This is a genomic window from Bradyrhizobium sp. USDA 4504 (assembly GCF_054063995.1).
Window position 1 is genome coordinate 8,143,978 of record NZ_JBSSGV010000001.1, and the last position, 24,082, is coordinate 8,168,059.

At 64.9% G+C, this 24,082-nt stretch carries 23 protein-coding genes; 16 read left to right on the forward strand and 7 right to left on the reverse strand.

Translation table 11 applies throughout. The annotated features are described in order from the left end of the window. The first annotated feature begins 41 nt into the window (after positions 1 to 41). The gene (locus ACVMB1_RS38200) at positions 42 to 980 is read left to right on the forward strand and encodes an AraC family transcriptional regulator (protein WP_310886001.1); all 939 of its coding nucleotides are present in this window, start codon (positions 42 to 44) and stop codon (positions 978 to 980) included. A 130-nt stretch (positions 981 to 1,110) separates the two neighbouring features. On the opposite strand, the gene cysC is transcribed toward ACVMB1_RS38200, so the two are convergent. Then, positions 1,111 to 3,030, reverse strand: a complete 1,920-nt coding sequence (cysC, locus tag ACVMB1_RS38205) for an adenylyl-sulfate kinase (protein ID WP_076824933.1) — start codon at positions 3,028 to 3,030, stop codon at positions 1,111 to 1,113. A gap of 41 nt (positions 3,031 to 3,071) precedes the next feature. Continuing rightward, complete coding sequence (gene cysD, locus ACVMB1_RS38210; RefSeq protein WP_076824965.1) at positions 3,072 to 3,866, reverse strand: sulfate adenylyltransferase subunit CysD; 795 nt, start codon at positions 3,864 to 3,866, stop codon at positions 3,072 to 3,074. 247 nt (positions 3,867 to 4,113) lie between these two features. Between cysD and cysG the strand changes: the two genes are divergently transcribed. The 14 genes from cysG to ACVMB1_RS38280 all read left to right on the forward strand — a co-directional run bounded on the left by cysG (position 4,114) and on the right by ACVMB1_RS38280 (position 18,410). After that, positions 4,114 to 5,565, forward strand: coding sequence for a siroheme synthase CysG (gene cysG / locus ACVMB1_RS38215; protein ID WP_076824936.1), 1,452 nt, complete (start codon positions 4,114 to 4,116; stop codon positions 5,563 to 5,565). Then, positions 5,562 to 5,879 carry a DUF2849 domain-containing protein gene (locus tag ACVMB1_RS38220; protein WP_028334721.1) on the forward strand — a complete coding sequence of 106 codons (318 nt, stop codon included), beginning with the start codon at positions 5,562 to 5,564 and terminating at the stop codon, positions 5,877 to 5,879. Before cysG ends, ACVMB1_RS38220 begins: the two co-directional genes overlap by 4 nt. Positions 5,880 to 5,891: 12 nt before the next feature. After that, positions 5,892 to 7,547, forward strand: a complete 1,656-nt coding sequence (locus ACVMB1_RS38225) for a nitrite/sulfite reductase (protein ID WP_057016151.1) — start codon at positions 5,892 to 5,894, stop codon at positions 7,545 to 7,547. Then, positions 7,534 to 8,049, forward strand: coding sequence for a DUF934 domain-containing protein (locus tag ACVMB1_RS38230; RefSeq protein WP_076824938.1), 516 nt, complete (start codon positions 7,534 to 7,536; stop codon positions 8,047 to 8,049). Before ACVMB1_RS38225 ends, ACVMB1_RS38230 begins: the two co-directional genes overlap by 14 nt. Next, the gene (locus tag ACVMB1_RS38235; protein WP_057016152.1) at positions 8,046 to 8,774 is read left to right on the forward strand and encodes a phosphoadenylyl-sulfate reductase; all 729 of its coding nucleotides are present in this window, start codon (positions 8,046 to 8,048) and stop codon (positions 8,772 to 8,774) included. Before ACVMB1_RS38230 ends, ACVMB1_RS38235 begins: the two co-directional genes overlap by 4 nt. A gap of 204 nt (positions 8,775 to 8,978) precedes the next feature. After that, positions 8,979 to 9,968, forward strand: a complete 990-nt coding sequence (locus tag ACVMB1_RS38240) for a sulfate ABC transporter substrate-binding protein (RefSeq protein ID WP_057016182.1) — start codon at positions 8,979 to 8,981, stop codon at positions 9,966 to 9,968. Between the two features lie 50 nt (positions 9,969 to 10,018). Beyond that, positions 10,019 to 10,825: a sulfate ABC transporter permease subunit CysT gene (gene cysT / locus ACVMB1_RS38245; protein WP_076824967.1), complete on the forward strand. Its 807-nt coding sequence runs from the start codon at positions 10,019 to 10,021 to the stop codon at positions 10,823 to 10,825. A 9-nt stretch (positions 10,826 to 10,834) separates the two neighbouring features. Next, positions 10,835 to 11,797, forward strand: coding sequence for a sulfate ABC transporter permease subunit CysW (gene cysW, locus ACVMB1_RS38250; RefSeq protein WP_371852089.1), 963 nt, complete (start codon positions 10,835 to 10,837; stop codon positions 11,795 to 11,797). Next, positions 11,787 to 12,836: a sulfate/molybdate ABC transporter ATP-binding protein gene (locus ACVMB1_RS38255; protein WP_028342240.1), complete on the forward strand. Its 1,050-nt coding sequence runs from the start codon at positions 11,787 to 11,789 to the stop codon at positions 12,834 to 12,836. The genes cysW and ACVMB1_RS38255 overlap by 11 nt, the downstream gene beginning before the upstream one ends. A gap of 199 nt (positions 12,837 to 13,035) precedes the next feature. Next, positions 13,036 to 13,533 carry a CAP domain-containing protein gene (locus ACVMB1_RS38260; protein WP_028334729.1) on the forward strand — a complete coding sequence of 166 codons (498 nt, stop codon included), beginning with the start codon at positions 13,036 to 13,038 and terminating at the stop codon, positions 13,531 to 13,533. Positions 13,534 to 13,639: 106 nt separating this feature from the next. Beyond that, complete coding sequence (locus ACVMB1_RS38265) at positions 13,640 to 14,809, forward strand: DUF3734 domain-containing protein (RefSeq protein ID WP_057016154.1); 1,170 nt, start codon at positions 13,640 to 13,642, stop codon at positions 14,807 to 14,809. Between the two features lie 12 nt (positions 14,810 to 14,821). Then, the gene (locus ACVMB1_RS38270) at positions 14,822 to 15,610 is read left to right on the forward strand and encodes a 3-hydroxybutyrate dehydrogenase (protein ID WP_057016155.1); all 789 of its coding nucleotides are present in this window, start codon (positions 14,822 to 14,824) and stop codon (positions 15,608 to 15,610) included. 202 nt (positions 15,611 to 15,812) lie between these two features. After that, positions 15,813 to 17,204 (forward strand): FAD-binding oxidoreductase, encoded by a 1,392-nt coding sequence (locus ACVMB1_RS38275; RefSeq protein WP_083714879.1) that lies wholly within the window; start codon positions 15,813 to 15,815, stop codon positions 17,202 to 17,204. Between the two features lie 24 nt (positions 17,205 to 17,228). After that, complete coding sequence (locus tag ACVMB1_RS38280; RefSeq protein WP_076824940.1) at positions 17,229 to 18,410, forward strand: MFS transporter; 1,182 nt, start codon at positions 17,229 to 17,231, stop codon at positions 18,408 to 18,410. An 82-nt stretch (positions 18,411 to 18,492) separates the two neighbouring features. Here the strand turns inward: ACVMB1_RS38280 and ACVMB1_RS38285 are convergent, their stop codons facing one another. Together ACVMB1_RS38285 and ACVMB1_RS38290 are read right to left on the reverse strand one after the other, a co-directional pair. After that, positions 18,493 to 19,884, reverse strand: coding sequence for an oligosaccharide flippase family protein (locus ACVMB1_RS38285; protein WP_076824941.1), 1,392 nt, complete (start codon positions 19,882 to 19,884; stop codon positions 18,493 to 18,495). Between the two features lie 180 nt (positions 19,885 to 20,064). Beyond that, positions 20,065 to 20,904 (reverse strand): protein-disulfide reductase DsbD domain-containing protein, encoded by an 840-nt coding sequence (locus tag ACVMB1_RS38290; protein WP_076824943.1) that lies wholly within the window; start codon positions 20,902 to 20,904, stop codon positions 20,065 to 20,067. Positions 20,905 to 21,040: 136 nt separating this feature from the next. On the opposite strand from ACVMB1_RS38290, the gene ACVMB1_RS38295 reads away from it, so the two are divergent. After that, positions 21,041 to 21,700: a YqgE/AlgH family protein gene (locus tag ACVMB1_RS38295; protein ID WP_076824945.1), complete on the forward strand. Its 660-nt coding sequence runs from the start codon at positions 21,041 to 21,043 to the stop codon at positions 21,698 to 21,700. A gap of 239 nt (positions 21,701 to 21,939) precedes the next feature. On the opposite strand, the gene ACVMB1_RS38300 is transcribed toward ACVMB1_RS38295, so the two are convergent. From ACVMB1_RS38300 to ACVMB1_RS38310, 3 genes are all read right to left on the reverse strand, one after another. After that, positions 21,940 to 22,647 (reverse strand): transposase, encoded by a 708-nt coding sequence (locus ACVMB1_RS38300; protein ID WP_253588175.1) that lies wholly within the window; start codon positions 22,645 to 22,647, stop codon positions 21,940 to 21,942. After that, a complete protein-coding gene (locus ACVMB1_RS38305; protein ID WP_253637911.1) occupies positions 22,631 to 23,044 on the reverse strand; it encodes a hypothetical protein in 414 nt (137 codons plus the stop codon). Before ACVMB1_RS38305 ends, ACVMB1_RS38300 begins: the two co-directional genes overlap by 17 nt. A gap of 87 nt (positions 23,045 to 23,131) precedes the next feature. Continuing rightward, positions 23,132 to 24,019 carry a TauD/TfdA dioxygenase family protein gene (locus ACVMB1_RS38310; protein WP_456849715.1) on the reverse strand — a complete coding sequence of 296 codons (888 nt, stop codon included), beginning with the start codon at positions 24,017 to 24,019 and terminating at the stop codon, positions 23,132 to 23,134. Positions 24,020 to 24,082 lie beyond the last annotated feature (63 nt).

Sequence of the window (24,082 nt, forward strand, 5' to 3'; positions counted from 1 at the left end):
GATCGTCCGCCGCCGATACGACCGACGCCGCCGTCGATCTGGTGAGCGAGTTGCTGCTCGGCATGCGGCTTGAGGGCGTTCACTACCGTCGGATCGAGACGCGGGCGCCCTTCGGGTTTCGGTTCGAAACGCCGTACGGACGCGCGCAATTCCACTTCGTTGCACATGGCACGGCACTTCTGCGCTACGCTGATGCGACGCTGCTTCCCCTTGGATGCGGTGACGCGATTTTCCTGCCGCGCGGCGGCGCGCATGATCTTGTCTCGGCCCCGGATGAGCCGAGTTGCGACGTCGAGCGTTTCGAGACCGAGACGCTGTGCGGCAATGTCGATGTGACATCGGCCTGCCCTGAAGGATGCCCGCAGGACGAGTCGGTCCTGGTCTTCAGCGCCTGCATGAATTTCGATCTTGGCGGCATGCGCCCGCTGATCGCGCTGATGCCGGAGGTGATGCGGGCCGACACGTTGCTTGCGCGCCAGCCGGAAATCGAACCGATGCTGAAGGCCATGGAGCGGGAGACCTGCACGCCGCGGGCGGGCTCCGTCGGCGTGATGGCGCGGCTCGCCGATGTGCTCGCCGCGTCGATCGTGCGTGGCTGGGTCGAATGCGGCGGCGACAACGCCATGGGCTGGTTCGAGGCCTTGCGTGATCCGCGTCTCGGCCGCGCGATCGGCGCGCTGCACCGCAAGCCCGGCCGCAACTGGACTGTTGCTGAATTGGCGGCGGAGGCGGGCTGCTCGCGTTCGCTGTTCGCCGAGCGCTTCCAGGCCATGACCGGGCAATCGCCGCTGCGCTATCTTGCCGAGCTGCGCATGCGTCTCGCGACACAGTGGATCAAGCATGAACGCCAGCCGATCGATGTGATCGCGCAGCGGCTTGGCTATGCGTCACAGGCGGCGTTCAGCCGCGCGTTCAAGCGTGTTACCGGGCAATCGCCTGGGATGGTACGGCACGGGGCCGCAAGCCGCGCGGCCGAATAGGCCTCAACACCGCCGTCTGCCCCGCTGCAAGCGGGGCATCCGGTACGCCGCGGCCTATCGGCTCAATAATTGCTGTCTCTGGAATACTGGATCGCCTGGACAACAAGCCGCGCGATGACAGCAAGAGAAGCTAAATATTCGCCGCGAGGTCGGTCAGTTCGTCGAACAGGATGCCAGTCGTGGCCAGCATCCGCTCGATCTCGTCGGTGGCATCGCTGACCGAGCGGATCGAGGTGTCGATGGTCAGTTCGTTGCCGGTCGGCGGCTGGTAGTCATTGGTGATGCCGGTGAAAGACGGCAATCCGCCGGAGCGCGCCTTGGCGTAATGGCCCTTCGGATCGCGGGTCTCGCAGACCTCGGCAGGCGTTGCGACATAGATCTCGCGGAATGCGCTGTCGGCGATGCGGCGAGCTGCCGCACGGTCGGCGGTCGATGGCGACACCGCGGCGACGATGGCGATATGGCCGTTGCGCGCCAGATGGGTCGCGACTTCGGCGAGGCGGCGGATGTTTTCGGCGCGGTCCTGCGGCGAGAAGCCGAGATCGCCGTTCAGCCCGGCACGCAGCGTGTCGCCATCGAGCAGGATCGGCGAGCCGCCATTGCCGAACAGGCGCCGTTCCAGCGCCCGCGCCAGGGTCGACTTGCCCGAGCCGGGCAGGCCGGTCAGCCAGACCACTGCGCCGTTGTGGTGGTAGCGCGCCGAGCGCTCGTCCGGCCGCAGCGCGGACTCCACCGGCACGATATCGACCGGCACCGCCGGCCGGCCGGCGTCGACCGACAGCACGAGACCGCCGCCGGCGATACGGCCGTTGACCTCGATCACGAGGCGGCCGGTGCGCGGATTGTCGGTGTAGGGATCGGTTGCAACCGGCTGCGCCAGCGAGATGTCGATCTCGCCGACATGGTTGCGCGCGATCGCGGTGTTCTCTTCGTTGGACAGCGCGCCGGGATCGACCGCCTTCTCGATCGCGACCACGGTGGCGCGGCTTTCCTTGGTGCCGAGCCGGATCAGGATCTGCTCGCCCTTGGTCAGCGGCTTGTCATGCAGCCAGAAGATCCGGGCGCGGATGCGGCGGGTGTCGCGCGGGCTCTGCCCGGAATGTCCGATGATGTCGCCGCGCTCGAGGAACAGCTCGCGGTCGAGCGTGATGCCGACCGAGCGTCCGGCGCCCTGTGGGGCGTTCACCGGCGTCACCGGCCAGCTCTCGACGGTCTTGATCCGCGCGATCTTGCCGGTCGGCATGATCACGATCTCGTCGCCGGCCTTCAGGCTGCCGGACTCGATGCGGCCCGCCACGATGCGGCGGTCGTCGAACTTGTAGATCGCCTGCACCGGCAGCCGCAGCGGCAGCTCGGCCAGCGGGCGTGCCGGCTCGAGCGCATCGAGCGCCTCGACCACGGTCGCGCCCTTGTACCAGTCGATCCGCGGCGTGCGTTCGGCAACGCCGTCGCCGTCGCGCGCCGAGATCGGGATCACGGCTGTGGGGGTCACGCCGAGGCCGATCAGATGCGCGGAAATCTCGTCGCTGATCTCCTTGAAGCGGTCGGCGCTGAACTCGACGCGGTCCATCTTGTTGACCACGACCGCGACCTGCTTCACGCCGAGCAGATGCAGGAGATAGCCGTGCCGCCTGGTCTGGTCGCGCACGCCTTCCAGCGCATCGATGATCAGCACCGCGCCGTCGGCCTGCGAGGCGCCGGTGATCATGTTGCGCAAGAACTCTGCGTGGCCGGGCGCGTCGATCAGCACGACGTCGCGCGAGCGGGTGCGGAAGCGGATCTGGGTGGTGTCGATGGTGATGCCCTGGTCGCGCTCGGTCTGCAGCGCATCGAGCAGGAACGACCACTCGAACGGCATGCCGCGCCGCGCGCTCACCGCCTTCAGCATTTCCAGCTTGCCGTCGGGCAGGCTGCCGGTCTCGTGCAGCAGGCGCCCGACCAGCGTCGACTTGCCGTGATCGACGTGGCCGACGATGACGATGCGCACCTGCGGCCGCGTCGTGCCGTTGGGCGTTGCCGAGATCGAGGCAGTGGGAAGGATCATGTTCATCGGAACGCTCGCACGAAGCTTGGTGTTGCTTGAAGTGTTGATCAGAGATAGCCGGCGACGCGCAGCCGCTCGAACGCATCCTCGGTCTCGTGGTCGAGCGCGCGGCCGGCGCGCTCCGGGACCTTGGTGCCGTCGAGCTCGGTGAGGATCTCGTCTATGTTGGAGGCGGTGGAGGCGACCGGGAAGGTGATGTCGGAATCGCCCAGCGAGCGGTAGCGCTTGCCGTCCTTGGCGAGATAGAGCGGGATGATCGGAATGCCTTCGCGCTTGGTGTAGGCCCAGATGTCGGCCTCGGTCCAATGCAGGATCGGATGGATGCGCAAGTGCGCGCCTTGCGGCGGCGAGGCGTTGAACTGGTCCCAGAACTCCGGCGGCTGGTCGCGGACGTCCCATTCGCCCTCGAGGCCGCGCGGCGAGAACACGCGCTCCTTGGCGCGGGTCGCCTCTTCGTCGCGGCGGATGCCGGCAATCAATCCGTCAAAGCCGAACTTGTTGAGCGCGAGCTTCAGGCCCTCGGTCTTGCGCGCGGCGGAACGTGCGGCCGGCGGCAGGGTCGGGTCGACGCTGTCGATCGGCGGGCAGGGCTCGACGCGCAGGTCGAGATCCCACTCCTTTCCGAAGCGGTCGCGGAACGCATACATCTCCGGAAATTTCTTGCCGGTGTCGACGTGCAATGCCGGGAACGGGACGCGGCCGAAGAACGCCTTGCGCGCCAGCCAGATCATCACGTTGGAATCCTTGCCGAGCGACCACAGCAACGCGAGCTTCTTCAGCCGGGCGAACGCTTCGCGCAGAATGTAGATGCTCTGCGCCTCCAGCTCGTCGAGATGATCCATCGACGGAGGCGCCTGATTGGCGGGAATCCCCGGCACGGAAGATGCATTGCTAAGCGCTGCGGACCGCGTCCTGGCGGCGACGGATTCGTTGTCGAGAAGATGCATCTCTTGGCCTTGGCCTGTGGAGTTGAAAATTCTAAAGTTGCGCTGCAATAGAGAAGAAATAATTTTCTCTTTGCTGGCCTTGATCGAGAGATAAATAGAAAATAATTTCAGTCAACCCCCAAGTTGGGGAAGCGAGTGTCTGATGCGATATCTGCCGGTGTTTCTGGATCTGCAAAGCGGCAAGGTGCTGCTCGTTGGAGCGGGCGACCTCGCGCGCGCCAAGTTGCGGCTGCTCGCAGCCGCCGGCGCCGCGGTGCGCTGGTACGCGACCGACAGCGATCATGACATTGCCGGTCTCGCGGCGGAGGACGCCGCGCGGATCGAGTGCGCCGAAGGCGATCCGCTCACCGCCGACCTCTCCGATGTCATCGCCGTCCTCTGTGCCGGCGCAGGCGAGATCGGTGTTGCGATGTCGGTGCGCGCCAAGGCGATCGGCCTGCCGGTCAACGTGATGGACGACCTCGTGCATTCCACCTTCATCATGCCGGCGATCGTCGATCGCGGCGATGTCGTGGTCGCGGTCGGCACCGGCGGCACGTCGCCGGTGGTCGCGCGCCGCATCCGCGAGAAGATCGAGGCGGTGCTGCCGGCGCGGATCGGCGATCTCGCCGGCTTCATCGGCGGCGTCCGCAAATCGATCCACGCCCGCATCGAGGAGTTTCCGCTGCGTCGCCGCTTCTGGGAGCGCATTGTCGACGGCCCGATTGGCGCGCTGGTGCTGGCCGGCCGCAAGGACGAGGCCGAGCAGGCGCTGAACGCGATCGCCGATCCCGCCGCATTCGCCGGCGCGAGCGCGGAAGGCAAGGCCATCGGTCACGTGACGCTGGTCGGCGCCGGTCCCGGCGATCCGGATCTGCTCACGGTGAAGGCGTTGCGCGCGCTGCAGGATGCCGACGTCGTGTTCTATGACGAATTGGTGTCATCCGAAGTTCTCGACCGCATCCGGCGCGATGCCACGCGGATCCCGGTCGGCCGCCGTGTCGGCAAGCCCGGCATCGGCCAGGACGCCATCAATGCGCTGATGATCGAGGCCGCGCAGTCGGGCCAGCGCGCGGTGCGGCTGAAGGGCGGCGATCCCTTTATCTTTGGCCGCGGCGGCGAGGAAATCGAGGCGCTGCGCGACGCCGGCGTCGCTTACTCCATCATTCCGGGCGTCTCCGCCGGTCTGGGCGCGGCCGCGCAATTCGAAGTGCCGCTGACCTTCAGGCACGAGGCGCTGCGCATCACTTTCCTCACTGCGCACAAGGCGCGCGATGCCGAGGTTGTCGACTGGTCGGTGCTGACAGACAAGAAGATGACCGTCGTCGTCTATATGGGCATGACCGCGGCGCCTTCGATCCGCGAAGGCATGCTTGCCGCGGGCCGCTCGCCGGAGACGCCGGTCGGCGTGTTCGCGCGCGTGACGCGGCCGGATGCCAAGGCCGCGGTCGGCACGCTGGCGCGGCTGCCCGAACTGGTCAAACAGGTCGACGGCGGTCCGGCCATTCTCATCATCGGCGACGTGGTCGCGCATTCCGCGCCGTGGAGCCGGTCCAACGTCACCCAACTCTTCTCCAACCAGATGTTCTCCGAACTGCTGAAAGCTGCCGAATGACCTCTCCGCTTGAACAGAAGAAAATCAGGATCACGGGCCCCTCGGTGGTGACCGCCAACCGCACCTGGGATGGTGCCGTGGTGTACCGGACCGCCAAGCAAGGCTGGTCCACCGAACTGTCCGATTCCGCCGTCGTCAGCACCTCCGACGACGCGCGCGCTCTCTTGGCCGAAGCCACCGCTGACGATGTCGGCGCGGTCGGCCCCTACATCGCGCCGGTCGAGCTCAAGGACGGCGGCAAGCTCAAGCCGGGCAATCTTCGCGAACACATCCGCGCCAAGGGCGTCACGATCGATCTTCAGGTGCCGGCGTAAGGCTCATCCATCATGTATGCATATGACGAACTCGACCGCACGCTGATCAACGAGCGTGTTTCGGAATTCCGCGACCAGGTGAAGCGCCGCCTTTCCGGCGAACTCACCGAGGACGAATTCAAGATCCTGCGCTTGCAGAACGGCGTGTACCTGCAGCTGCACGCCTACATGTTCCGCGTCGCGATCCCCTACGGCACGCTGTCGTCGAAGCAGTTGCGCCGGCTCGCCCATGTCGCGCGCCGCTACGATCGCGGCTACGGCCACTTCACCACGCGGCAGAACATCCAGTTCAACTGGATCAAGCTCGCCGAGCTGCCCGATGCGCTCGCCGATCTCGCCGAAGTCGGCATCCACGCGATGCAGACCTCCGGCAACAACATGCGCAACGTCACCTCGGACCAGTGGGCAGGGGTGGCGCCCGGCGAGATCGAGGATCCGCGGATCTGGTCGGAGATCCTGCGCCAGCACACCACGCTGCATCCGGAATTCTCGTTCCTGCCGCGCAAGTTCAAGATCGCGATCACCGCCTCCGAGCACGACCGCGCCGCGATCAAGATCCACGACATCGGCTTGCGGCTGCACAAGAACGCCGACGGCGAGACCGGTTTCGAGGTGCTGGTCGGCGGCGGCCTCGGCCGCACGCCGTTCATCGCCAAGACCATCAAGCCGTTCGTGCACGGCCGCGACATCCTGAGCTATGTCGAGGCGATCCTGCGCGTCTACAACCAGTACGGCCGCCGCGACAACATCTACAAGGCGCGCATCAAGATCCTGGTGCACGAGCTCGGCATCGAGAAGTTCGCCAAGGAAGTCGAGGAGGAGTGGAAGGCGATGGGCGATGTCGGGCTGACGCTCGATCACGCCGCCATCGAGGAGGTCCGCTCGCGCTTCTCCTATCCGCCTTACGAGAAGCTGCCGCACATGCCGGACGAGCTGAAGCAGGCCGCGCATGATCCGCTGTTCGAGCGCTGGCGCAAGAACTCGGTGGCGCCGCACAAGGTGCAGGGCTATTCGATCGTGACGCTGTCGCTGAAGCCGGTCGGTGGCCCTCCGGGCGACGCCACCGCGGAGCAGATGGACGCAGTCGCCGACCTCGCCGACAAATATTCGTTCGGCGAGATCCGTGTCGGCCACGAGCAGAATCTGGCGCTGCCGCACGTCGCCAAGCGCGACCTGCCGCAGCTGTTCAAGGCGCTCGACCGCCTCGGCCTCGCGACGCCGAACGTCAACCTCGTCACCGACATCATCGCTTGCCCCGGGCTGGATTACTGCTCGCTGGCCAACGCGCGCTCGATCCCGATCGCGCAGGAGCTGACGCGCCGTTTCGCCAACCACGACACCGCCGACCTGATCGGCCGGCTGCACATCAACATCTCCGGCTGCATCAATGCCTGCGGCCATCACCATGTCGGCCACATCGGCATTCTCGGCGTCGAGAAGAACGGCGAGGAATTCTACCAGATCACGATCGGCGGCCGCGCGGACGAGAACGCGCAGTTGGGCACGCTGATCGGCCCGGCCGTTCCCTATGCGGAAGTCGCCGACGTGATCGAAGACATTGTCGAAGCCTATCTCGCGCTGCGCGACCGTCCCGAGGAATTGTTCGTCGATACGGTGAAGCGTTTGGGCGTCGAGCCTATCAGGGAGCGGGTCTATGCCACTCGTTAAGCAGGGAAGAATCACCACCGATCTGTTCGTGCATCTCGCCGACGGCGCCGAGCTGCCGGGCGACGGCGCGGTGCTGGTGAGCGCCGAGCGTTTTCTCGCCGATCCGGAGGCGCTGCTGCGCCGTCCCGGCAAGCTAGGGGTGATCTGGCCGAACAACCGTAACCTCGACGATCTCGTGCCGCATCTCGATCGGCTGGCCTCGGTCGCGCTGGTGTTTCCGACCTTCCGCGACGGCCGCGCCTACAGCCAGGCGCGCCTGCTGCGCGAGCGTTACGGCTATGACGGCGAACTGCGCGCCACCGGCCAGATCCTGCGCGACCAGTTCGTGTTCATGACGCGCGCCGGCTTCGACGCCTTCGAGGTGAAGAAGGACGCCGACGCCGACGCGTTCGCCGCGACTATGAAGCGCTATTCGGTGTTCTACCAGCCGACCGGCGACGGCCGCGTCACCGCACTCAACCGCCGCATGCAGCTGCGTCACTCGGAGAGCGCCGGCCAGTGAGCACGCTCGCACCAGAGCTCGCAGTGGCGCCGGCCGCATTGCCAGCGGCCGATGCGCTCGATCGCGCGCTGCGCACGGCATCACCCGCCGAGGTGATCGCAGCCGCGGTCAAGACGCTCGGCCGCGAGAAGGTGGCGCTGGTGTCGTCGTTCGGCACCGAGTCCGCCGCGCTGCTCAAGGTGATGGCGGACGTCGATCCGGCGATCCCGGTGGTGTTTCTCGATACCGGCTGGCTGTTCGAGGAGACGCTGGCTTATCGTGACACGCTGGTCGAAACGCTCGGCCTCACCGACGTGCGTTCGATCAAGCCCGATGAGGAGGCGCTGTCGCGCCAGGATCCGGACCGCGAATTGTGGTTCACCGATCCCGACGCATGCTGCCGCATCCGCAAGGTCGAGCCGCTGGCGCGTGCGCTGAAGCCGTTCGCCGGCTGGATCAACGGCCGCAAGCGTTTCCAGGGCGGTGCCCGCGCCGACATCCCGGTTGTCGAGGATGACGGCGTCAGGCTGAAATTCAATCCGTTCGCCAACGTCTCGCGCGAGGAGATCGAGGCGATCTACACGCTCGGCAAGCTGCCGCCGCATCCACTTGTCGCATCGGGATATCAGTCGGTCGGGTGTATGCCTTGCAGCAGCCGGTCCGCTGCCGGCGAGGATGCGCGCGACGGCCGCTGGCGCGGCCGGGCCAAGACGGAATGCGGCATCCATACGATGAAGATGTCATAGGGTATGGAGCAGGGCGCTCGATCGCGATGAGCCTTCGTCGCGATTTGGCGACGCGACAAAGCCTTCGCAGTGCGGCAACTTCGTAGCACAAGCGCGCTGCGCCGCCGAAAACAAAGAAAACCGGTTTCGTTGACTTAAGACCACTTCGCCGTGAGTTATGTCTTGCGTGTTCCCTGACATTTCTCAGGTTGAATGGAGAGCGAAATGATCCGTCGTATCCTGCCGCTGGTCGCGGGACTGTTGTGGGCGAGCTCGGCCTTTGCGGCCGACTATTCGCTGCTGAACGTGTCGTATGATCCGACCCGCGAGCTCTATGTCGATTTCAACAAGGCGTTCGCCGCGGCCTATCAGAAGGAAACCAGCAAGAGCGTCGAGATCAAGCAGTCGCATGGCGGCTCCGGCTCGCAGGCGCGCTCGGTGATCGACGGATTGCAGGCCGATGTCGTCACGCTGGCGCTCGCCTATGACATCGATGCGATCGCGGGCAAGGGCCTGATCGCGGCCGACTGGCAGAAGCGGCTGCCGCTCAACGCCTCGCCCTACACCTCGACCATCGTGTTCCTGGTGCGCAAGGGCAATCCCAAAGGCATCAAGGATTGGGACGATTTGATTAAACCCGGCGTCAGCGTCATCACGCCGAACCCGAAGACCTCGGGCGGCGCGCGCTGGAACTATCTCGCCGCCTGGGGCTATGCGCAGAAGAAGTTCGGCTCCGCGGACAAGGCGAAGAAGTTCGTCGCCGATCTCTATCAGAACGTGCCGGTGCTCGACACCGGCGCGCGCGGCTCGACCGTGACTTTCGTCGAGCGCGGCGTCGGCGACGTGCTGCTGGCGTGGGAGAACGAAGCCTTTCTGGCGCTTCGCGAATTCGGCGCGGACAAGTTCGAGATCGTGGCCCCGGCGCAGTCGATCCTGGCCGAGCCGCCGGTCGCCGTGGTCGACAAGGTCGCCGACAAGAAGGGCACCCGCGCCGTCGCCGAGGCCTATCTGAAGTACTGGTACACCAAGGAAGGCCAGGAGATCGCCGCGCGCAACTCGTACCGACCGCGCGATCCCGAGATCGCCAAGGAGTACGAAAAATCCTTCGCCAAGGTTGAACTTTTCACCATCGACGACGTTTTTGGTGGTTGGACCAAGGCCCAGAAGGAGCACTTCGCCGAGGGCGGCATCTTCGATCAGATCTACAAGAACTGATCGGATTATCAGGGGGATATGTGAGCACAGCGGTTGCACGGCGCAGTACCCTGCCGGGGTTCGGTCTCACCATGGGACTGACCCTGACATGGCTGTCCGTTATCATCCTGATTCCGCTGGCCGCGCTGTTCCTCAAGACGTTCGAGCTGAGCCTCGACCAGTTCTGGGGCATCCTCACCAGCCGCCGCACCCTGAACGCCCTGAAGATTTCGTTTGGGCTTTCGTTTGCGGCCGCATGCGTCAACCTGGTGATGGGCACCGTCATCGTCTGGGCGCTGGTGCGTTATCGCTTTCCGGGCCGGCGGCTGTTCGACGCCATCGTCGATGTTCCGTTTGCCTTGCCGACGGCGGTCGCCGGCGTCGCGCTGACGCAGCTGTTCGCCCAGAAGGGCTGGCTCGGCGCGCCGCTCGCCGAGCTCGGCATCAAGGTCGCGTTCACGCCGATCGGCATCTTCATCGCGATGATCTTCATCGGCATTCCGTTCGTGGTGCGCACGGTGCAGCCGGTGCTGATCGATCTCGATCCCGAGATCGAGGAGGCGGCGGCGAGCCTGGGCGCCAATCGCTGGCACACGGTGTTTCGCGTCATCCTGCCGAGTTTGATCCCGGCGCTGCTCACCGGCTTTGCGCTGGCCTTTGCCCGCGCCATCGGTGAATACGGCTCGGTGATCTTCATCGCCGGCAATCTGCCCAATGTCTCCGAGATCGCGCCGCTGTTGATCGTGATCCGGCTGTCCGAATTCCGCTACGCCGATGCCACCGCGATCGCGGTCGTGATGCTGGTGGCCTCGTTCCTGATCATCTTCCTGATCAACCGGCTGCAGCGCTGGGCGCAAGCCCGCATCCCCGTGCATTGAGGTCTTGCGATGTCGATGCAGACGGGATTGGTGACCTCGACCACGCAACTGCGGACTTACGCACCCGCGACCGATGTCAGCGTCGCGGCGCCGGCGCCGCGGCTCGAGATCGCGCGCGCGGAGCCGGGGACGGCGCAGCGCAATCTGCGCACCGAGCCCGGGCCGATCCGCTTCATCATCATCGCGCTCGCGATCGCCTTCCTCAGCGTCTTCGTCGTGCTGCCGCTGGTCGTGGTGTTTGCGTCGGCGTTCTCGAAAGGTGTCGGCGCGTATCTCGCGGCGCTGGCGGAGCCTGAGGCACTCGCCGCCATCAAGCTGACGCTCTTGATCGCCGCGATCTCGGTCACGCTCAACCTCGTGTTCGGGGTGATCGCGGCCTGGGCGATCTCGAAGTTCGAGTTCACCGGCAAGACCTTCCTGATCACGCTGATCGACCTGCCGTTCTCGGTCTCGCCAGTGATTTCGGGCCTGGTCTACGTGCTGCTGTTCGGCGCGCAGGGCTATTTCGGGCCGTGGCTGCAGGCGCATAACGTCCACATCCTGTTCGCGGTGCCCGGCATCGCGCTGGCGACGATCTTCGTCACTTTCCCCTTCGTGGCGCGCGCGCTGATCCCGCTGATGCAGGAGCAGGGCACCCAGGAAGAGGAGGCGGCGATCTCGCTCGGCGCCTCCGGCCTGCAGACCTTCTTCCGCGTCACGCTGCCCAACATCAAATGGGGCCTGCTGTACGGCGTCCTGCTCTGCAACGCGCGCGCGATGGGCGAGTTCGGCGCGGTGTCGGTCGTGTCCGGCCACATCCGCGGCGAGACCAACACGATGCCGCTGCTGGTCGAAATTCTTTACAACGAATACCAGTTCGTCGCCTCGTTCGCGATCGCATCGCTGCTCGCGATGCTGGCGCTGATCACCCTGGTGGCGAAAACCGTTCTCGAACGGCGGCTCGACGAGGCAGAGGTGCCCGATGGCGATTGAAGTCAAGAATATCGTAAAGACGTTCGGCAGCTTTGCCGCGCTCGACAATGTCGACCTCAAGGTCGCCGACGGCGAGTTGCTGGCGCTGCTCGGTCCGTCCGGTTCCGGCAAGACGACGCTGCTGCGCATCATCGCAGGCCTGGACTGGCCTGACTCGGGCGAGGTCGCGATCGACGGCGAGAATGCGCTCTCGCGCGGCGCCAGCGAGCGCCAGGTCGGCTTCGTGTTCCAGCACTACGCGCTATTCCGCCACATGACGGTGTTCGAGAACGTCGCCTTCGGCCTGCGCGTGCAGCCGCGCGCGATCCGCAAGGACGAGGCGACGATCCGCGCCCGCGTCAAGGAGTTGCTCGACCTGGTGCAGCTCGATTGGCTGGCCAACCGCTATCCCAGCCAATTGTCCGGCGGCCAGCGCCAGCGCATCGCGCTGGCGCGCGCGCTTGCGATCGAGCCGCGGATCCTGTTGCTCGACGAGCCGTTCGGCGCGCTCGATGCCAAGGTGCGCAAGGAGCTCAGGCAATGGCTGCGCTCGCTGCACAACGAGATCCACGTCACCTCGATCTTCGTCACCCATGACCAGGAAGAAGCGCTCGAAGTCGCCAACCGCGTCGTGGTGATGGACAAGGGCAAGATCGAGCAGATCGGCTCGCCCGGCGAGGTCTATGACAATCCGGCGACCGCCTTCGTGCATGGCTTCATCGGCGAATCCATCGTGCTGCCGGTCGACGTCGCCGGCGATGCGGTGCGGCTGGACGGCCGTCCCCTGAACATTCCGGCTTTGGGCGCGGCGTCGGGCGCGGCAAAACTGTTCGTCCGCCGCCACGACATGGCGGTCGGCCCGGCCGGAACCGGCGCCCTGGAAGGCGCCATCCGGCACGTCCGCTCGTTCGGTCCGATCCAGCGCGCCGAGGTGGCCCTGTCGGGGAGCGAGGGCAAGACCGTGATCGAGATCGACGCCCCCCGCGACCGCGAGCTCCAGGCCGGCGAAATCGTCTCCCTGCAACCCCGCCGCTACCGGATCTTTGCCGCCCAGGAGTAGGCATCCGGGCGACGGTTCCTGACCACATCCACCGTCATTCCGGGGCGGTCCGTAGGACCGAGCCCGGAATCTCGAGATTCCGGGCTCGCTTCGCGCCCCGGAATGACGGCATTTCGCAGCCAAAAGTTAGCCCCTGTTCACCATTCAGCCACGGTTGGTATGCAACAACGGCGGGCCAATCTTTGGGGGTTTTCTTACAGTGAAACGGACGACGGTCGCCCTGTTCGGGCTTCTGCTGCTTGCCGGCTGCGGCACGGACACCAAAATCCCGGAAGAACCGACCATGTATCTCAACATGGCCCAACCCGGCGCTGTCCTGGATAGCCAGGCGGCCGCGATCATGTTTTCGCAGTATCGCCAGAACAATGGTCTTGGCACCGTGGTGGTCGATCCGGACCTGACCAAGCTCGCCGAGCAGCAATCGCAGGCGATGGCCGCCCGCAACAAGATGGACCACGACGTGAAGGCCCCGCTCGGCAAGCGGCTGCAGGCCGGAGGCTATCCCGCCACCGTCGCGGTCGAGAACATCTCGGCCGGCTATCACACGCTGGCAGAAGCCTTTTCGGGCTGGCGTGATTCACCGCCGCACAAGGCCAATATGCTGAAGAGCGGTGTCACAAAAATGGGCATCGCGGCGGTCTATGCTCCCAACACCAAGTACAAAGTGTTCTGGACGCTCATTTTGGCGGCAACCTGATCTCGATAAATTCCGCGTGATCTAACCCCATAATCTCGCTGATTGACGCCGCGGCGAACTGTCGCCACGGTTGCGGCTCAAGTCGTTTTTGAGCGAACGGTTACGAATGGATACTTCCGACACCGCGCCTGCCTCGACGCCGGCGCAAGCGCAGCGCGTGCTGGTTCTTCAGGGCGGCGGCGCGCTCGGCTCCTATCAGGCCGGCGCCTTTCAGGCCCTCTGTCACGCAGGCTTCGAGCCGGAATGGATCGCCGGCATCTCGATCGGCGCCATCAACGCCGCGATCATCGCCGGCAACGAGCCGGCCGAGCGCGTGCCGCGGCTGAAGGAATTCTGGGAGATGGTATCGGCGCCGGTGCCGTGGAATCCGGTCTCGAAGCATGAACGCGCCCGCTCGCTGTTCAACGAGACCAGCGCCGCCATCATCGCGACCTTCGGCGTGCCCGGCTTCTTCACGCCGCGGATTCCGCCGGCGCCGCTGTGGCCGCCCGGCAGCTCGCAATCGCTGAGCTATTACGACACCGCGCCGCTGAAGAAGACGCTGGAGCGCCTCGTTGATTTCGACCGGATCAACGATCTGAAGACGCGCCTGTCGGTTGGCGCGGTGAGCGTCACCTCGGGCAATTTCCGCTATTTCGACAATTACGAGTTCAGGAAGCTCGGCAAGAAGATAGGCCCCGAGCACATCATGGCCTCGGGCGCGCTGCCGCCGGGCTTTCCGTCCGTCGTCATCGAGGGCGAGCATTATTGGGACGGCGGCATCGCTTCCAACACCCCGCTCGACTTCGTGCTCGACGAGGAGACCAGCCGCGATCTCCTGATCTTCCAGGTCGATCTGTTCAGCGCGCGCGGGCCGTTGCCGGAGACGCTGCTGGAGGCCGCCGAGCGCGAGAAGGACATCCGCTATTCCAGCCGGACGCGGATGAACACCGACAAGAACCGGCAGATCCACAACGCCCGCATGGCGGTACGCGACCTGATCGGCAAGCTGCCCGATTACCTGAAGAACGATCCGTCGGTCGAGCTGCTGCGCAAGGCGTCCAAGGAGAACACCGTCACGGTGGTTCACCTGATCTACAAGAGCAAGAACTACGAGAGCTCCTCGAAGGACTACGACTTCTCCCATGTTGCGATGGTCGAGCACTGGGGCGCGGGCGTCCGCGACGTGCATTTGTCGATGCGTCACAAAGAATGGCTAGAACGGCCGCAGTCCGGGGAGACCATGGTGACTTACGACCTCACGGGGGATGAACCCACACCCCCCGCAAGCAAATAGGAGCGACCGACAATGGGTACGTTGACAGGCAAGACCGCCGTTGTGACCGGCTCGACCAGCGGCATCGGATTGGCGATCGCGCGCGCCTTCGCCGGTGCCGGCGCCAATATCGTTCTCAACGGCATGGGCGTTCCGGCCGATATCGAGAAGGAGCGTTCCGGCATCGAGACCGACTTCAAGGTCAAGGCCGTGCATTCGCCGGCCGACATGACCAAGCCGGCCGAGATCGCCGAGATGGTTGCGCTCGGCGAGAAGACCTTCGGTTCGGTCGATATCCTGGTCAACAATGCCGGCATTCAGTTCGTTGCGCCGATCGAGGAATTCCCGCCGGAGAAGTGGGAAGCGATCATCGCGATCAATCTGTCGTCCGCGTTCTACGGCATCCGCGCCGCGGTGCCCGGCATGAAGAAGCGCGGCTGGGGCCGCATCATCAACACCGCCTCGGCGCACTCGCTGGTCGCTTCGCCGTTCAAGTCGGCCTATGTCTCGGCCAAGCACGGCATCGCCGGCCTCACCAAGACGGTGGCGCTGGAGCTCGCGCAGCACAAGATTACCTGCAACTGCATCAGCCCGGGCTATGTCTGGACCCCGCTGGTCGAGCACCAGATCCCGGAGACCATGAAGGCGCGCAACATGACCAAGGAGCAGGTCATCAAGGACGTGCTGCTCGCCGCGCAGCCGACCAAGGAGTTCGTGACCTCCGATCAGGTTGCGGCGCTTGCGCTGTTCCTGTGCAGCGACGATGCCGCGCAGATCACCGGCTCCAACTACTCGATCGACGGCGGCTGGACCGCGGAGTAATTTTTCCGGCGGGATTTGGCGGCCTCAGAACAAGCCGGCCCTGATTGGATCAGGGCCGGCTTTTGTTTTGGGGCTGCAAGCGTCGCCATCGCCTGGAGCCATCGCTTTTGGCGAAATTTTGCAACTTTTTCCGATCGGATTCAGGACGATTTGGCACGCCGTGGGATGATGGCATGGGCATTCCTGACGAGGAGCAAATCGGATGGAGCAGCGGCAGGCAAATAACGAGGTGATGGGCGAGCCGCATTCCGAGCTTCGGCCCAGCTCCCAGCTACGGCTCAAGGGCCAAGTGGTCCTCGACGGGAGCGCCGGTTACGACGAGGCGCGCAAGGTCTGGAACGGCGCCGTCGACAGGCGGCCGGCCATGATCGCCTACTGCGCGGATACCCGGGATGTGGTCGAGGCTGTGACATTCGCGAGGTCCCGCACGTTCCCGGTGGCCGTTCGCAGCGGAGGCCACAATGTCGCTGGCCTCTCGGTCTGTGACGGCGGCATGGTCATCGACCTGTCCCGGATGAAGCGCATCGATGTCGATCCGGTCCGGCGCACCGCGCGCGCGGAAGCCGGCCTCGATCTCGGCGAATTCGATCGTGCCACGCAGGCGCACGGCCTGGCGACCACCATGGGGGTCAATAGCGATACCGGCATCGCCGGGCTCACGCTTGGCGGCGGCTTCGGCAAGCTCGGGCGAAAATACGGGTTGACCTGCGACAACCTGATTGCCGCCGAAGTGGTGACAGCCGAGGGACGGGTTTTAAGGGCCAGCGCGACCGAACACCCCGACCTGCTCTGGGGCTTGAGAGGAGGCGGCGGCAATTTCGGCATCGTGACTGCGTTCGAATACCAGTTGCATGCGATCGGCACGTCGTTGCCCGTCGCGTCAACGCTTTATCCTTACGATCAGGCGCGCGAGGCCATGCAGTTCTACGATGAATTCGCCCGCAACGCTGCCGATGAGGTCAACGTCGATGCGGCCCTTGTGACGCTGCCGTCGGGCGACCGGTTCTTCAACATCTCCGGTTGTTATGTCGGCTCGCATCATGACGGTGAGCGCGCCCTTTCGCCGATCGTCAAGTTCGGCTCGCCCGTCGAGACGCGCCTCGCAACCGTTCCCTATCTCGAGATTCAGTCAGGCGGCGATGCCCTGTTTCCGCGGGGACGTCGCTATTACTGGAAGGCGCAATTCCTGCGCGAGATCGGTGCCGGCGCGATCGACGCGCTGCTCGACGCCTATGCGAGAGCCCCCAACACCTCGTCCTTGCTGGTTCTCCAGCATGTCGGCGGCGCAATTGCACGGGTTCCGGTATCGAGCTCGCCTTACGCAAACCGCGATGCGGCGTTCGACTGCTTTCCGGTCGCGATCTGGGACGATCCGGCCGGTGACGAAGCGAACATGCGTTGGGCGCGCGAGCTGTGGAGTGCCGTCAGGCCCTATTCGACCGGCGGCGTCTATGCCAACAACCTGGGGGATGAGGGCGAAGACCGCGTGCGCGATGCCTATGGTGAAAATTACGCACGTCTTGTCGCGCTCAAGAACAAATACGATCCGACGAATTTCTTCCGCCTGAACCAGAACATCAAGCCGACGACATAGTTCTGGGCATCGGAGAAAATCCAAATGCGAAGCCGCTGGACCATTCTTGCTGCTCTGTTCGTCGCTCGTGCCACCATCGCCTTTCAGTTTCAGAGCGTCGCGGCCATCGCGCCACAGCTCAGCCAGGGTCTGGGCGCGAGCCTGGCCGATATCGGCGTTCTGATCGGGCTCTACTTTGCGCCGGGCGCCTTGCTTGCCTTGCCTGGCGGCGCGATCGGCCGCCGCTATGGCGACAAGGTGGTGGTCCTTGCCGGTCTCCTGATGATGCTGGCAGGCGAACTGCTGATGACCACGTCGACGTCGTGGAGCGTGCAGATCGCAGGCCGGCTGACTGCCGGCATCGGCGGCGTCCTCCTGAACGTCCTGATGACCAAGATGGTCGCGGACTGGTTTGCCGGCCGGGAAATCGCCACCGCGATGGCCATTTTCATCAACTCATGGCCGGCCGGCATCGCAGTCGCTCTCATGCTGTTGCCGGCAATCGGAGCCACGCTCGGACTCCATGCCGTCAATCTTGCCGTCGCCGGGGTGATCCTGATCGGTCTCGGCCTCATAGCTCTGGTTTATCGCGCGCCGGATGCGGCCGTCGCGGTTGAAGGCGAGCCTAGCAGCCTGACCGCCGACACGATCTGCGCCGTGATTGCCGCTGGGCTGATCTGGTGTCTCTACAACATCGGTTTTGCGATGATCTTCAGTTTCGGTCCATCGATGCTGGTCGAGCAAGGCTGGTCCGGCGCCGCCGCCGGATCAACCATCAGTATCGTGCTCTGGCTCGCCGCCCTTTCGGTGCCGTTGGGCGGCTTCCTCGCCGATCGGACCAGGCGCGGCGAGGTCATCCTGATCACGGGCTGCATCGCCTTCGCGCTTCTGACACTGCTCTTGTCGCGCAGCGGCACGGTGCTTCCCGTCGTCATTGCTCTTGGAATCCTCTGCGGCCTGCCTGCCGGTCCGATCATGAGCCTGCCTGCGCGCGTGCTCGAGCAGAGGACGCGGCCGATCGGAATGGGAATATTCTACACCGTCTTTTACGCCGGCATGCTGGCTGGACCTGCGATCGGAGGAAAGCTCTCCACCGCGGTCGGCTCCGCGAGCGCGGCGCTCGACTTCGGCGCCGCCGTGCTGCTGGCTTGCCCGGCCGTTCTGTGGTTCTTCCGACGCATGGTTGCCGGCCACTCTTGGAAGCAGGCGGACATCAGGCGCGCCTGACCGGCGCAAGGCTGAACGCCGTTAGGCGGGTTTTCCAGTCCGGCGGCGCTCATGCATCGCATGATGCCGCGCCGGCCGAATGCTACGGCGCCGTCCGCCGCTTGCCGAACGCCAGCACGTGCAGCCCGAGGCGCGAGCGCACGACATAGAACAAGAGGATCGTCTCGAAGGTCAGCGACAGCGAGGTCGAGGCGGCGGCGCCCATCCCGCCGTAGCGGGGGACGAGGGCGATGCAGAGCCCGACATTCATCAGGAACGACACCGCATAGGCGGTCGCGCAGATGCTCTGGTGGCCGAGCATGTTCAACAGCCGCTCCACCGGCCCGATCGCCGAGCGGACCACGAGGCCGATCGCGGCGACGAACATGATGCTGTAGCCGTCGACGAATTTCGGGCCGAACAGCCACAGCAGCGGCTTGCCGAACACCAGCAGGGCGACGGTCGCGAGCAGCGAGGGCCAGAACGTCCAGCTGATGGCGTGCGCGACATAGGCCGACAGCCGCTCCTTGTCGCCGAGCGCGTTGTATTCGGCGAAGCGGTGCGCCGTGGTCGCCGCCATCGCGTAGTGCACGAACGACACCAGCGCCAGCGTCTTCACCACGGCGAAATAGATGCCGACCTCCTCGGACGAGCGGAACTGCTGCAGCATCAGCACGTCGGTGTAGCCGAGCAGCAGATAGAAGCTCTCGACCAGCATGATCGGCAGCGAGATCGCGAACCAGCCCTTGACGTCGTAGCTCTTCTCGCCCACCCCGAGATGGGCGGTGAGGCGGCGGTTGAGCACGACCATCTGGCCGATCGCCGCGATGTATACCGCGGCGGCGCTCGCGATCATCGCCGCGGTGGCGCCGAGATTGAGGCCGAGCGCCAGCGCGCCGGCGGTCAGCGCGATGATCAGCCCCTGCCGCACGATGAACTGCGGCATCAGGCCGAGCTGCATCCAGTCATGCGCGCGGGAGATGCCGTCCTGGGTGTTGGCGACGACGAAGGGCGGCAAGGTCAGGCAGCCGATATAGAGCGGCAGCACCGCGTTGGGATCGATCCAGGGCGAGGCGAGGTGGATCACGCCGGCGAGCAGTAGCGCGACGATGCTGGACGTCGCAAGCACCACCCAGCGGCCGCCGGAGAGGAAGCCGCGCAGCGCCGCAAGGTCGCCGCGCGCGCGGTATTCCGGAATGATCTTCTGCGCGGAGGGCGCGATGCCGAAATCCATGGTGCTGCCGAGCAGCAGCACCCAGGTCCAGACATAGACGTAGATGCCGTAATCCGAGCCGCTCATCCAGCGCGCCAGCAGGATCTGCGCGAGATAGGCGATGCCGGCGCTGATGACGCGGATGCCGAAGATCATGCCGGCGAGGCGCTTGGTGACTGACGCCTCGTTGGTGCCGCCGAGCGCGCGCGCTGCGAGGCCGCGCAGGCGTGCGGCCCGGCCCAATGGCGCGGAGGTTGCCGATTGTGTCTCCATCACAGCCAAGGCGGAAAATTCCTAAAGCGCCGCGTGGCGGCAATGGCCTCCGATCTATCAACGAAACGTTAAGATTGGGTTCGGTGACGCACCTCTTCGGGGGCGTCCCGGGGCAGTGCGAAGCACTGAAACCGGGAGCTCGAGATTCCGGGTTCGATGCGCTGCTTCACCCCGGAATGACCCTACGGCTCAATTCAAATTGATATTGAATTCGTAGCTTTTGTCGCCGCCGACCAGCGTCAGCTTCAGCGCGGCGCCGTCGGCCTTGGCGCCGGGCGGCAGGCCGTCGAGCTCGAAAGAGAAACGCTTCACGCCCGGCGGCGCCTGCGCAACGAGCTTGGGCACCGGCAGCGCCCAGTCGGGCGTCGGCCCCTCGACGAACAGGCTGAGGTCGCGGCTCTCGGGCGCGGTGACATCGACCAGCACGTTGTTCTTGCCGTCGCGCTTGACGTCGCGGATCGAGAACGGGATGGGGTCGCCGATATTGGCGGGCTTCGGCACCGCGTTGAGCGCTTCCGAAAGCGCGGCGTCCTCGGTCGAGGCGACGCTCGCGAACGCCAGCTCGGCCTTCGCCTCCACCGGTACGCACAGCTTCTCGCACACCGCGTAGTTGATGTCGGCGCGCAGCACCAGCGGCTTGTCGGGATTCTTCGCCACGATGCGCAGCGGCAGCACCACCTGGTGCTTGTAGCCGAGCGAGGTGCCGCCGGCGCCGTCGTCGAATTGCCGCGGCGCCGGCCACATCACGGTGACCGCCTCGACGTTATCCGACCTGGAGAAATCGAACCGCGGCGGCACGCCGGAATCGCCGGGCGTCCGCCAATAGGTCTTCCAGCCGTCCTGCAATTGGAACGCAATGCCGCCAAGCAGCACCGCGCCGCTGCGCGATCCGGCGAGCAGCCGCACCGCCGAATGCGTGTCCTGTTGCCACGGCGAGGCGTCGTCGGCGCGGACCTCCGTTGCCGTACATGCGACGGAAAACAGGGCGGCAACGCCAAATGCGGCACGCAAGGGAACTATGACGATCATGAGACGTCTTTACCCGCAACTTTCGGTGCAAACCATTGAATTGCTTGTGATGCATCGCCGCACGGCGGTCGATGGTTGATTGACAGAACCGCCACCCGATATCAGGATGCCAAATCAGCAGGAAAGGCCTTTGCGGATGCGCCCTGAAGGCAAAACAGGCAAGACTCGCAAAACCGCCGCCGGCAGAAGCCCGGCCGTCGGTGCCCATGCCGCCGAAGGTGGCTATCTCGACGGCCAGATGCTGATCGCGATGCCTGTCATGAACGACCCCCGCTTCGAACGCTCCGTGATCTACATGTGCGCGCATTCCTCCGAGGGCGCGATGGGCATCATCGTCAACCGTCCCGCCGGCAGCATCGATTTCCCCGGGCTACTGGTGCAGCTCGACATCATCGAGAAGTCGGACCAGATCCAGCTGCCCGAGAATGCCGAGATGATGAAGGTGATGAAGGGCGGCCCGGTCGATACCGGCCGCGGCTTCGTGCTGCATTCCAGCGACTTCTACATTCAGGATGCGACGCTGAACATCGACGACGGCATCTCGCTCACCGCGACCGTCGATATCCTGAAGGCGATCGCCAAGGGCGCAGGGCCGAAGCACGCGATCCTCGCGCTCGGCTATGCCGGCTGGGCGCCGGGCCAGCTCGAGAACGAGATCCAGCACAATGGCTGGCTGCATTGCGACGCCGATCCGGAATTGATCTTCGGTACCGACGTCGACGAGAAATACGCGCGCGCCTTGCGCAAGATCGGCATCGAGGCCGGCATGCTGTCGAACGACGCGGGCCACGCGTAGGCCGCGCTGACGTCGTCGACGATCCCAACGCATTCTCAGTGTCGTCCCGGCGAAAGCCCATAGGCGCTAAGATAGTTTGATCATAGTCTGATAGTGGCGCTTATGTCTGGGTGGCTCGCGTAGATGTCGCCAGAGAGCGTGACTGGCTCTGCAGAGTAGAGCGATTGCGGGCTGTGGAATGATCGCTTGCCGTAGCGAAGCGACGAGCTGGCGCAGCAGACGCCACGTCACTGGGTGGGTCAGGCGGCGTCGGCCAAGCGGGGAGAGTCTTCGAGTTCGTCGACGAGCGGCTCGAGCAATAGAATGATCAGCAGATGAGCGAGGATATGGGGTCTGGCGGACCGCTCGTCGGTTCCGGGAGGTCCCTTCAGGCCAATCAGGCTTTTCAGCCGCTTGAAGCCGAGCTCAATGCGCCATCGCAGCCGATAGAGGGCGAGGATATCTGCAGTCGTGAAGTCCTCTGGCCTGAGTGAGGTCACCAGGATCACCCAATCTGCGGCGTCAAGTGTTTGCCTGGAGAGCTGATGACCTCCCTTTTGTGCAGTCCGGCGCGCCTTGCGTCGCGCAGCCGCAGCAGCTTGCGCCGGCTTCTTCGCGGCAACCAGACGCACTGCGAGCGGCGGCGCACCTGACTTGCGCTTTATCCAAATCGGCCGATCGATCAGGCCACGCGCCGAGGCGTTGCGCAGTTCGGCAGTGAGGTCAACAAGATTACCTTCGGCATCGAGCCAGCGCGCGCTCTTCCAGCCGGCCCGGATCACGAAGTCCGCATCGGCATCGACGAGATGCGCCATGCGCTCCGGTTGCAGATAGGCGCGATCGGCAAGACGGATCTCACCGGCAACCGCCGGTATCCGATCCAGCGTCTCGCCCGCTCGCTGATCGGTCAGTTCGAAGTGACCAAAGCGCTCCTGCGGAAGATCGAACGCGCTATGGATACGCCACACTGCGTTCTTGTTCCTGCCGCTCGTCCCAGCCTTTGGGGACCGTCGTGGCGTCAACAATACGGATCAGACGACCGCGGCTCGCCTTCGGCGCCGCGGCGGCAAGCGCCTGCTCGACCAAGATTGCCAGCCAATCTCCGCACTGACGTAAGCGATACAACAGAGCCACGTTGGAGATATCGACAAGCCCAACCGACGTGGCCCATGCCGCCGTCAACCGCAGCCCTTTCTCACCAAGGCAATAAGCCAAGATCAGGCGCAGCAAGTCGACCGCATTGCTGATCTCCCGCGGACGGACAAACGCCTTCGTCTTGCGCGCGCCAATGTTCAGAGCCTCGGCTCCGCCAAGTCGGGCGACAACGCGCGCCCAATCTTTGTTCACAAGCGATTCGTGTGCCATTCCATCTTGGAATCACAAGCGAATCCAAGGCGCAAATCCTATTTTAGCGCCTATGGGCTTTCGCCGGGACGACACCAGTAGTTCCGCCTACTCCGCCGCCTCCTGCGCGACCGTCGGCTGGGTGCCCGCGACCGTGGCGCGGCGCATGCCGCGGGGCTGCGACTGGTCGTAGCGGCGGACGCGGTGCACGGTCTGGCGGTTGTCCCACATCACGAGGTCATGCACCGTCCATTTGTGCACATAGACGAATTCGGGCTGCGTCGCGTGCTCGGTCAGATCGCGCAGCAGCAGCCGCGCCTCCGGCATGCTCATGCCCCTGATGGCGCCGGCGTGAGAGGACAGATACAGCGACTTGCGGCCGTGCACCGGATGCGTGCGCACCAGGCGCTGCAGCACCGGCTTGAACATCTGCTTCTCCTCGTCGGTGTAGTCGAGGAAGCCGAGCGAGCCGCGCGAATACATCAGCGAGTGCTCGCAGATCATGTCCTCGATCTCGGCCTTGGTCTCGGCGTCGAGCGCGTCATAGGCGGCGCGCATGTCGGCGAATTCGGTGTTGCCGCCCTTCGGGTTCACCACGCGCGCCGACAGCAGCGAGAATTTCGCCGGGATCGGCCGGAACGAGCTGTCGGAATGCCACAGGCAGTTGCCGAGGTTGAACAGATGGGTGCGGTGGTCCTTCGGCAGCGGCTTGCCGTCCTTGCCGAGATTGCTGACGTCGTTCAGCCCGGAGGCGAGGCGGTAGTCCTGCTTCTTCGTCACCGTGCCGCCGCGCGCATCTTCGCGCTCGCCGAAATTCAGCGCGAATGCCATCTGCTGCTCGTCGGAGATGTCCTGGCCGTGGAACACAAGCACGGCGTATTTGTCCATGCCGGCCTCGATGTCGATCGCTTCCTGCTTCGTCAGCGGCTTGCGCAGATCGACGCCGGAAACCTCGCCGACGAAATGCTTGTGAAGCTGCCGGATCAGGACCGTCATTGGCGTTTCTCCCCGTCTATCGCGGGCGGTTTTCCCGCTTCATTTGACGGGAAGGCTACTCGA

Excerpts from the sequence above, each read along its gene's own strand:
- cysC (WP_076824933.1), bottom strand. The coding sequence starts at position 3,030 with ATGAACATGATCCTTCCCACTGCCTCGATCTCGGCAACGCCCAACGGC.
- cysD (WP_076824965.1), bottom strand. The coding sequence starts at position 3,866 with ATGGATCATCTCGACGAGCTGGAGGCGCAGAGCATCTACATTCTGCGC.
- cysG (WP_076824936.1), top strand. The coding sequence starts at position 4,114 with ATGCGATATCTGCCGGTGTTTCTGGATCTGCAAAGCGGCAAGGTGCTG.
- ACVMB1_RS38220 (WP_028334721.1), top strand. The coding sequence starts at position 5,562 with ATGACCTCTCCGCTTGAACAGAAGAAAATCAGGATCACGGGCCCCTCG.
- ACVMB1_RS38225 (WP_057016151.1), top strand. The coding sequence starts at position 5,892 with ATGTATGCATATGACGAACTCGACCGCACGCTGATCAACGAGCGTGTT.
- ACVMB1_RS38230 (WP_076824938.1), top strand. The coding sequence starts at position 7,534 with ATGCCACTCGTTAAGCAGGGAAGAATCACCACCGATCTGTTCGTGCAT.
- ACVMB1_RS38240 (WP_057016182.1), top strand. The coding sequence starts at position 8,979 with ATGATCCGTCGTATCCTGCCGCTGGTCGCGGGACTGTTGTGGGCGAGC.
- cysW (WP_371852089.1), top strand. The coding sequence starts at position 10,835 with ATGTCGATGCAGACGGGATTGGTGACCTCGACCACGCAACTGCGGACT.
- ACVMB1_RS38255 (WP_028342240.1), top strand. The coding sequence starts at position 11,787 with ATGGCGATTGAAGTCAAGAATATCGTAAAGACGTTCGGCAGCTTTGCC.
- ACVMB1_RS38265 (WP_057016154.1), top strand. The coding sequence starts at position 13,640 with ATGGATACTTCCGACACCGCGCCTGCCTCGACGCCGGCGCAAGCGCAG.
- ACVMB1_RS38270 (WP_057016155.1), top strand. The coding sequence starts at position 14,822 with ATGGGTACGTTGACAGGCAAGACCGCCGTTGTGACCGGCTCGACCAGC.
- ACVMB1_RS38275 (WP_083714879.1), top strand. The coding sequence starts at position 15,813 with ATGGAGCAGCGGCAGGCAAATAACGAGGTGATGGGCGAGCCGCATTCC.
- ACVMB1_RS38280 (WP_076824940.1), top strand. The coding sequence starts at position 17,229 with ATGCGAAGCCGCTGGACCATTCTTGCTGCTCTGTTCGTCGCTCGTGCC.
- ACVMB1_RS38290 (WP_076824943.1), bottom strand. The coding sequence starts at position 20,904 with ATGATCGTCATAGTTCCCTTGCGTGCCGCATTTGGCGTTGCCGCCCTG.
- ACVMB1_RS38295 (WP_076824945.1), top strand. The coding sequence starts at position 21,041 with ATGCGCCCTGAAGGCAAAACAGGCAAGACTCGCAAAACCGCCGCCGGC.
- ACVMB1_RS38305 (WP_253637911.1), bottom strand. The coding sequence starts at position 23,044 with ATGGCACACGAATCGCTTGTGAACAAAGATTGGGCGCGCGTTGTCGCC.
- ACVMB1_RS38310 (WP_456849715.1), bottom strand. The coding sequence starts at position 24,019 with ATGACGGTCCTGATCCGGCAGCTTCACAAGCATTTCGTCGGCGAGGTT.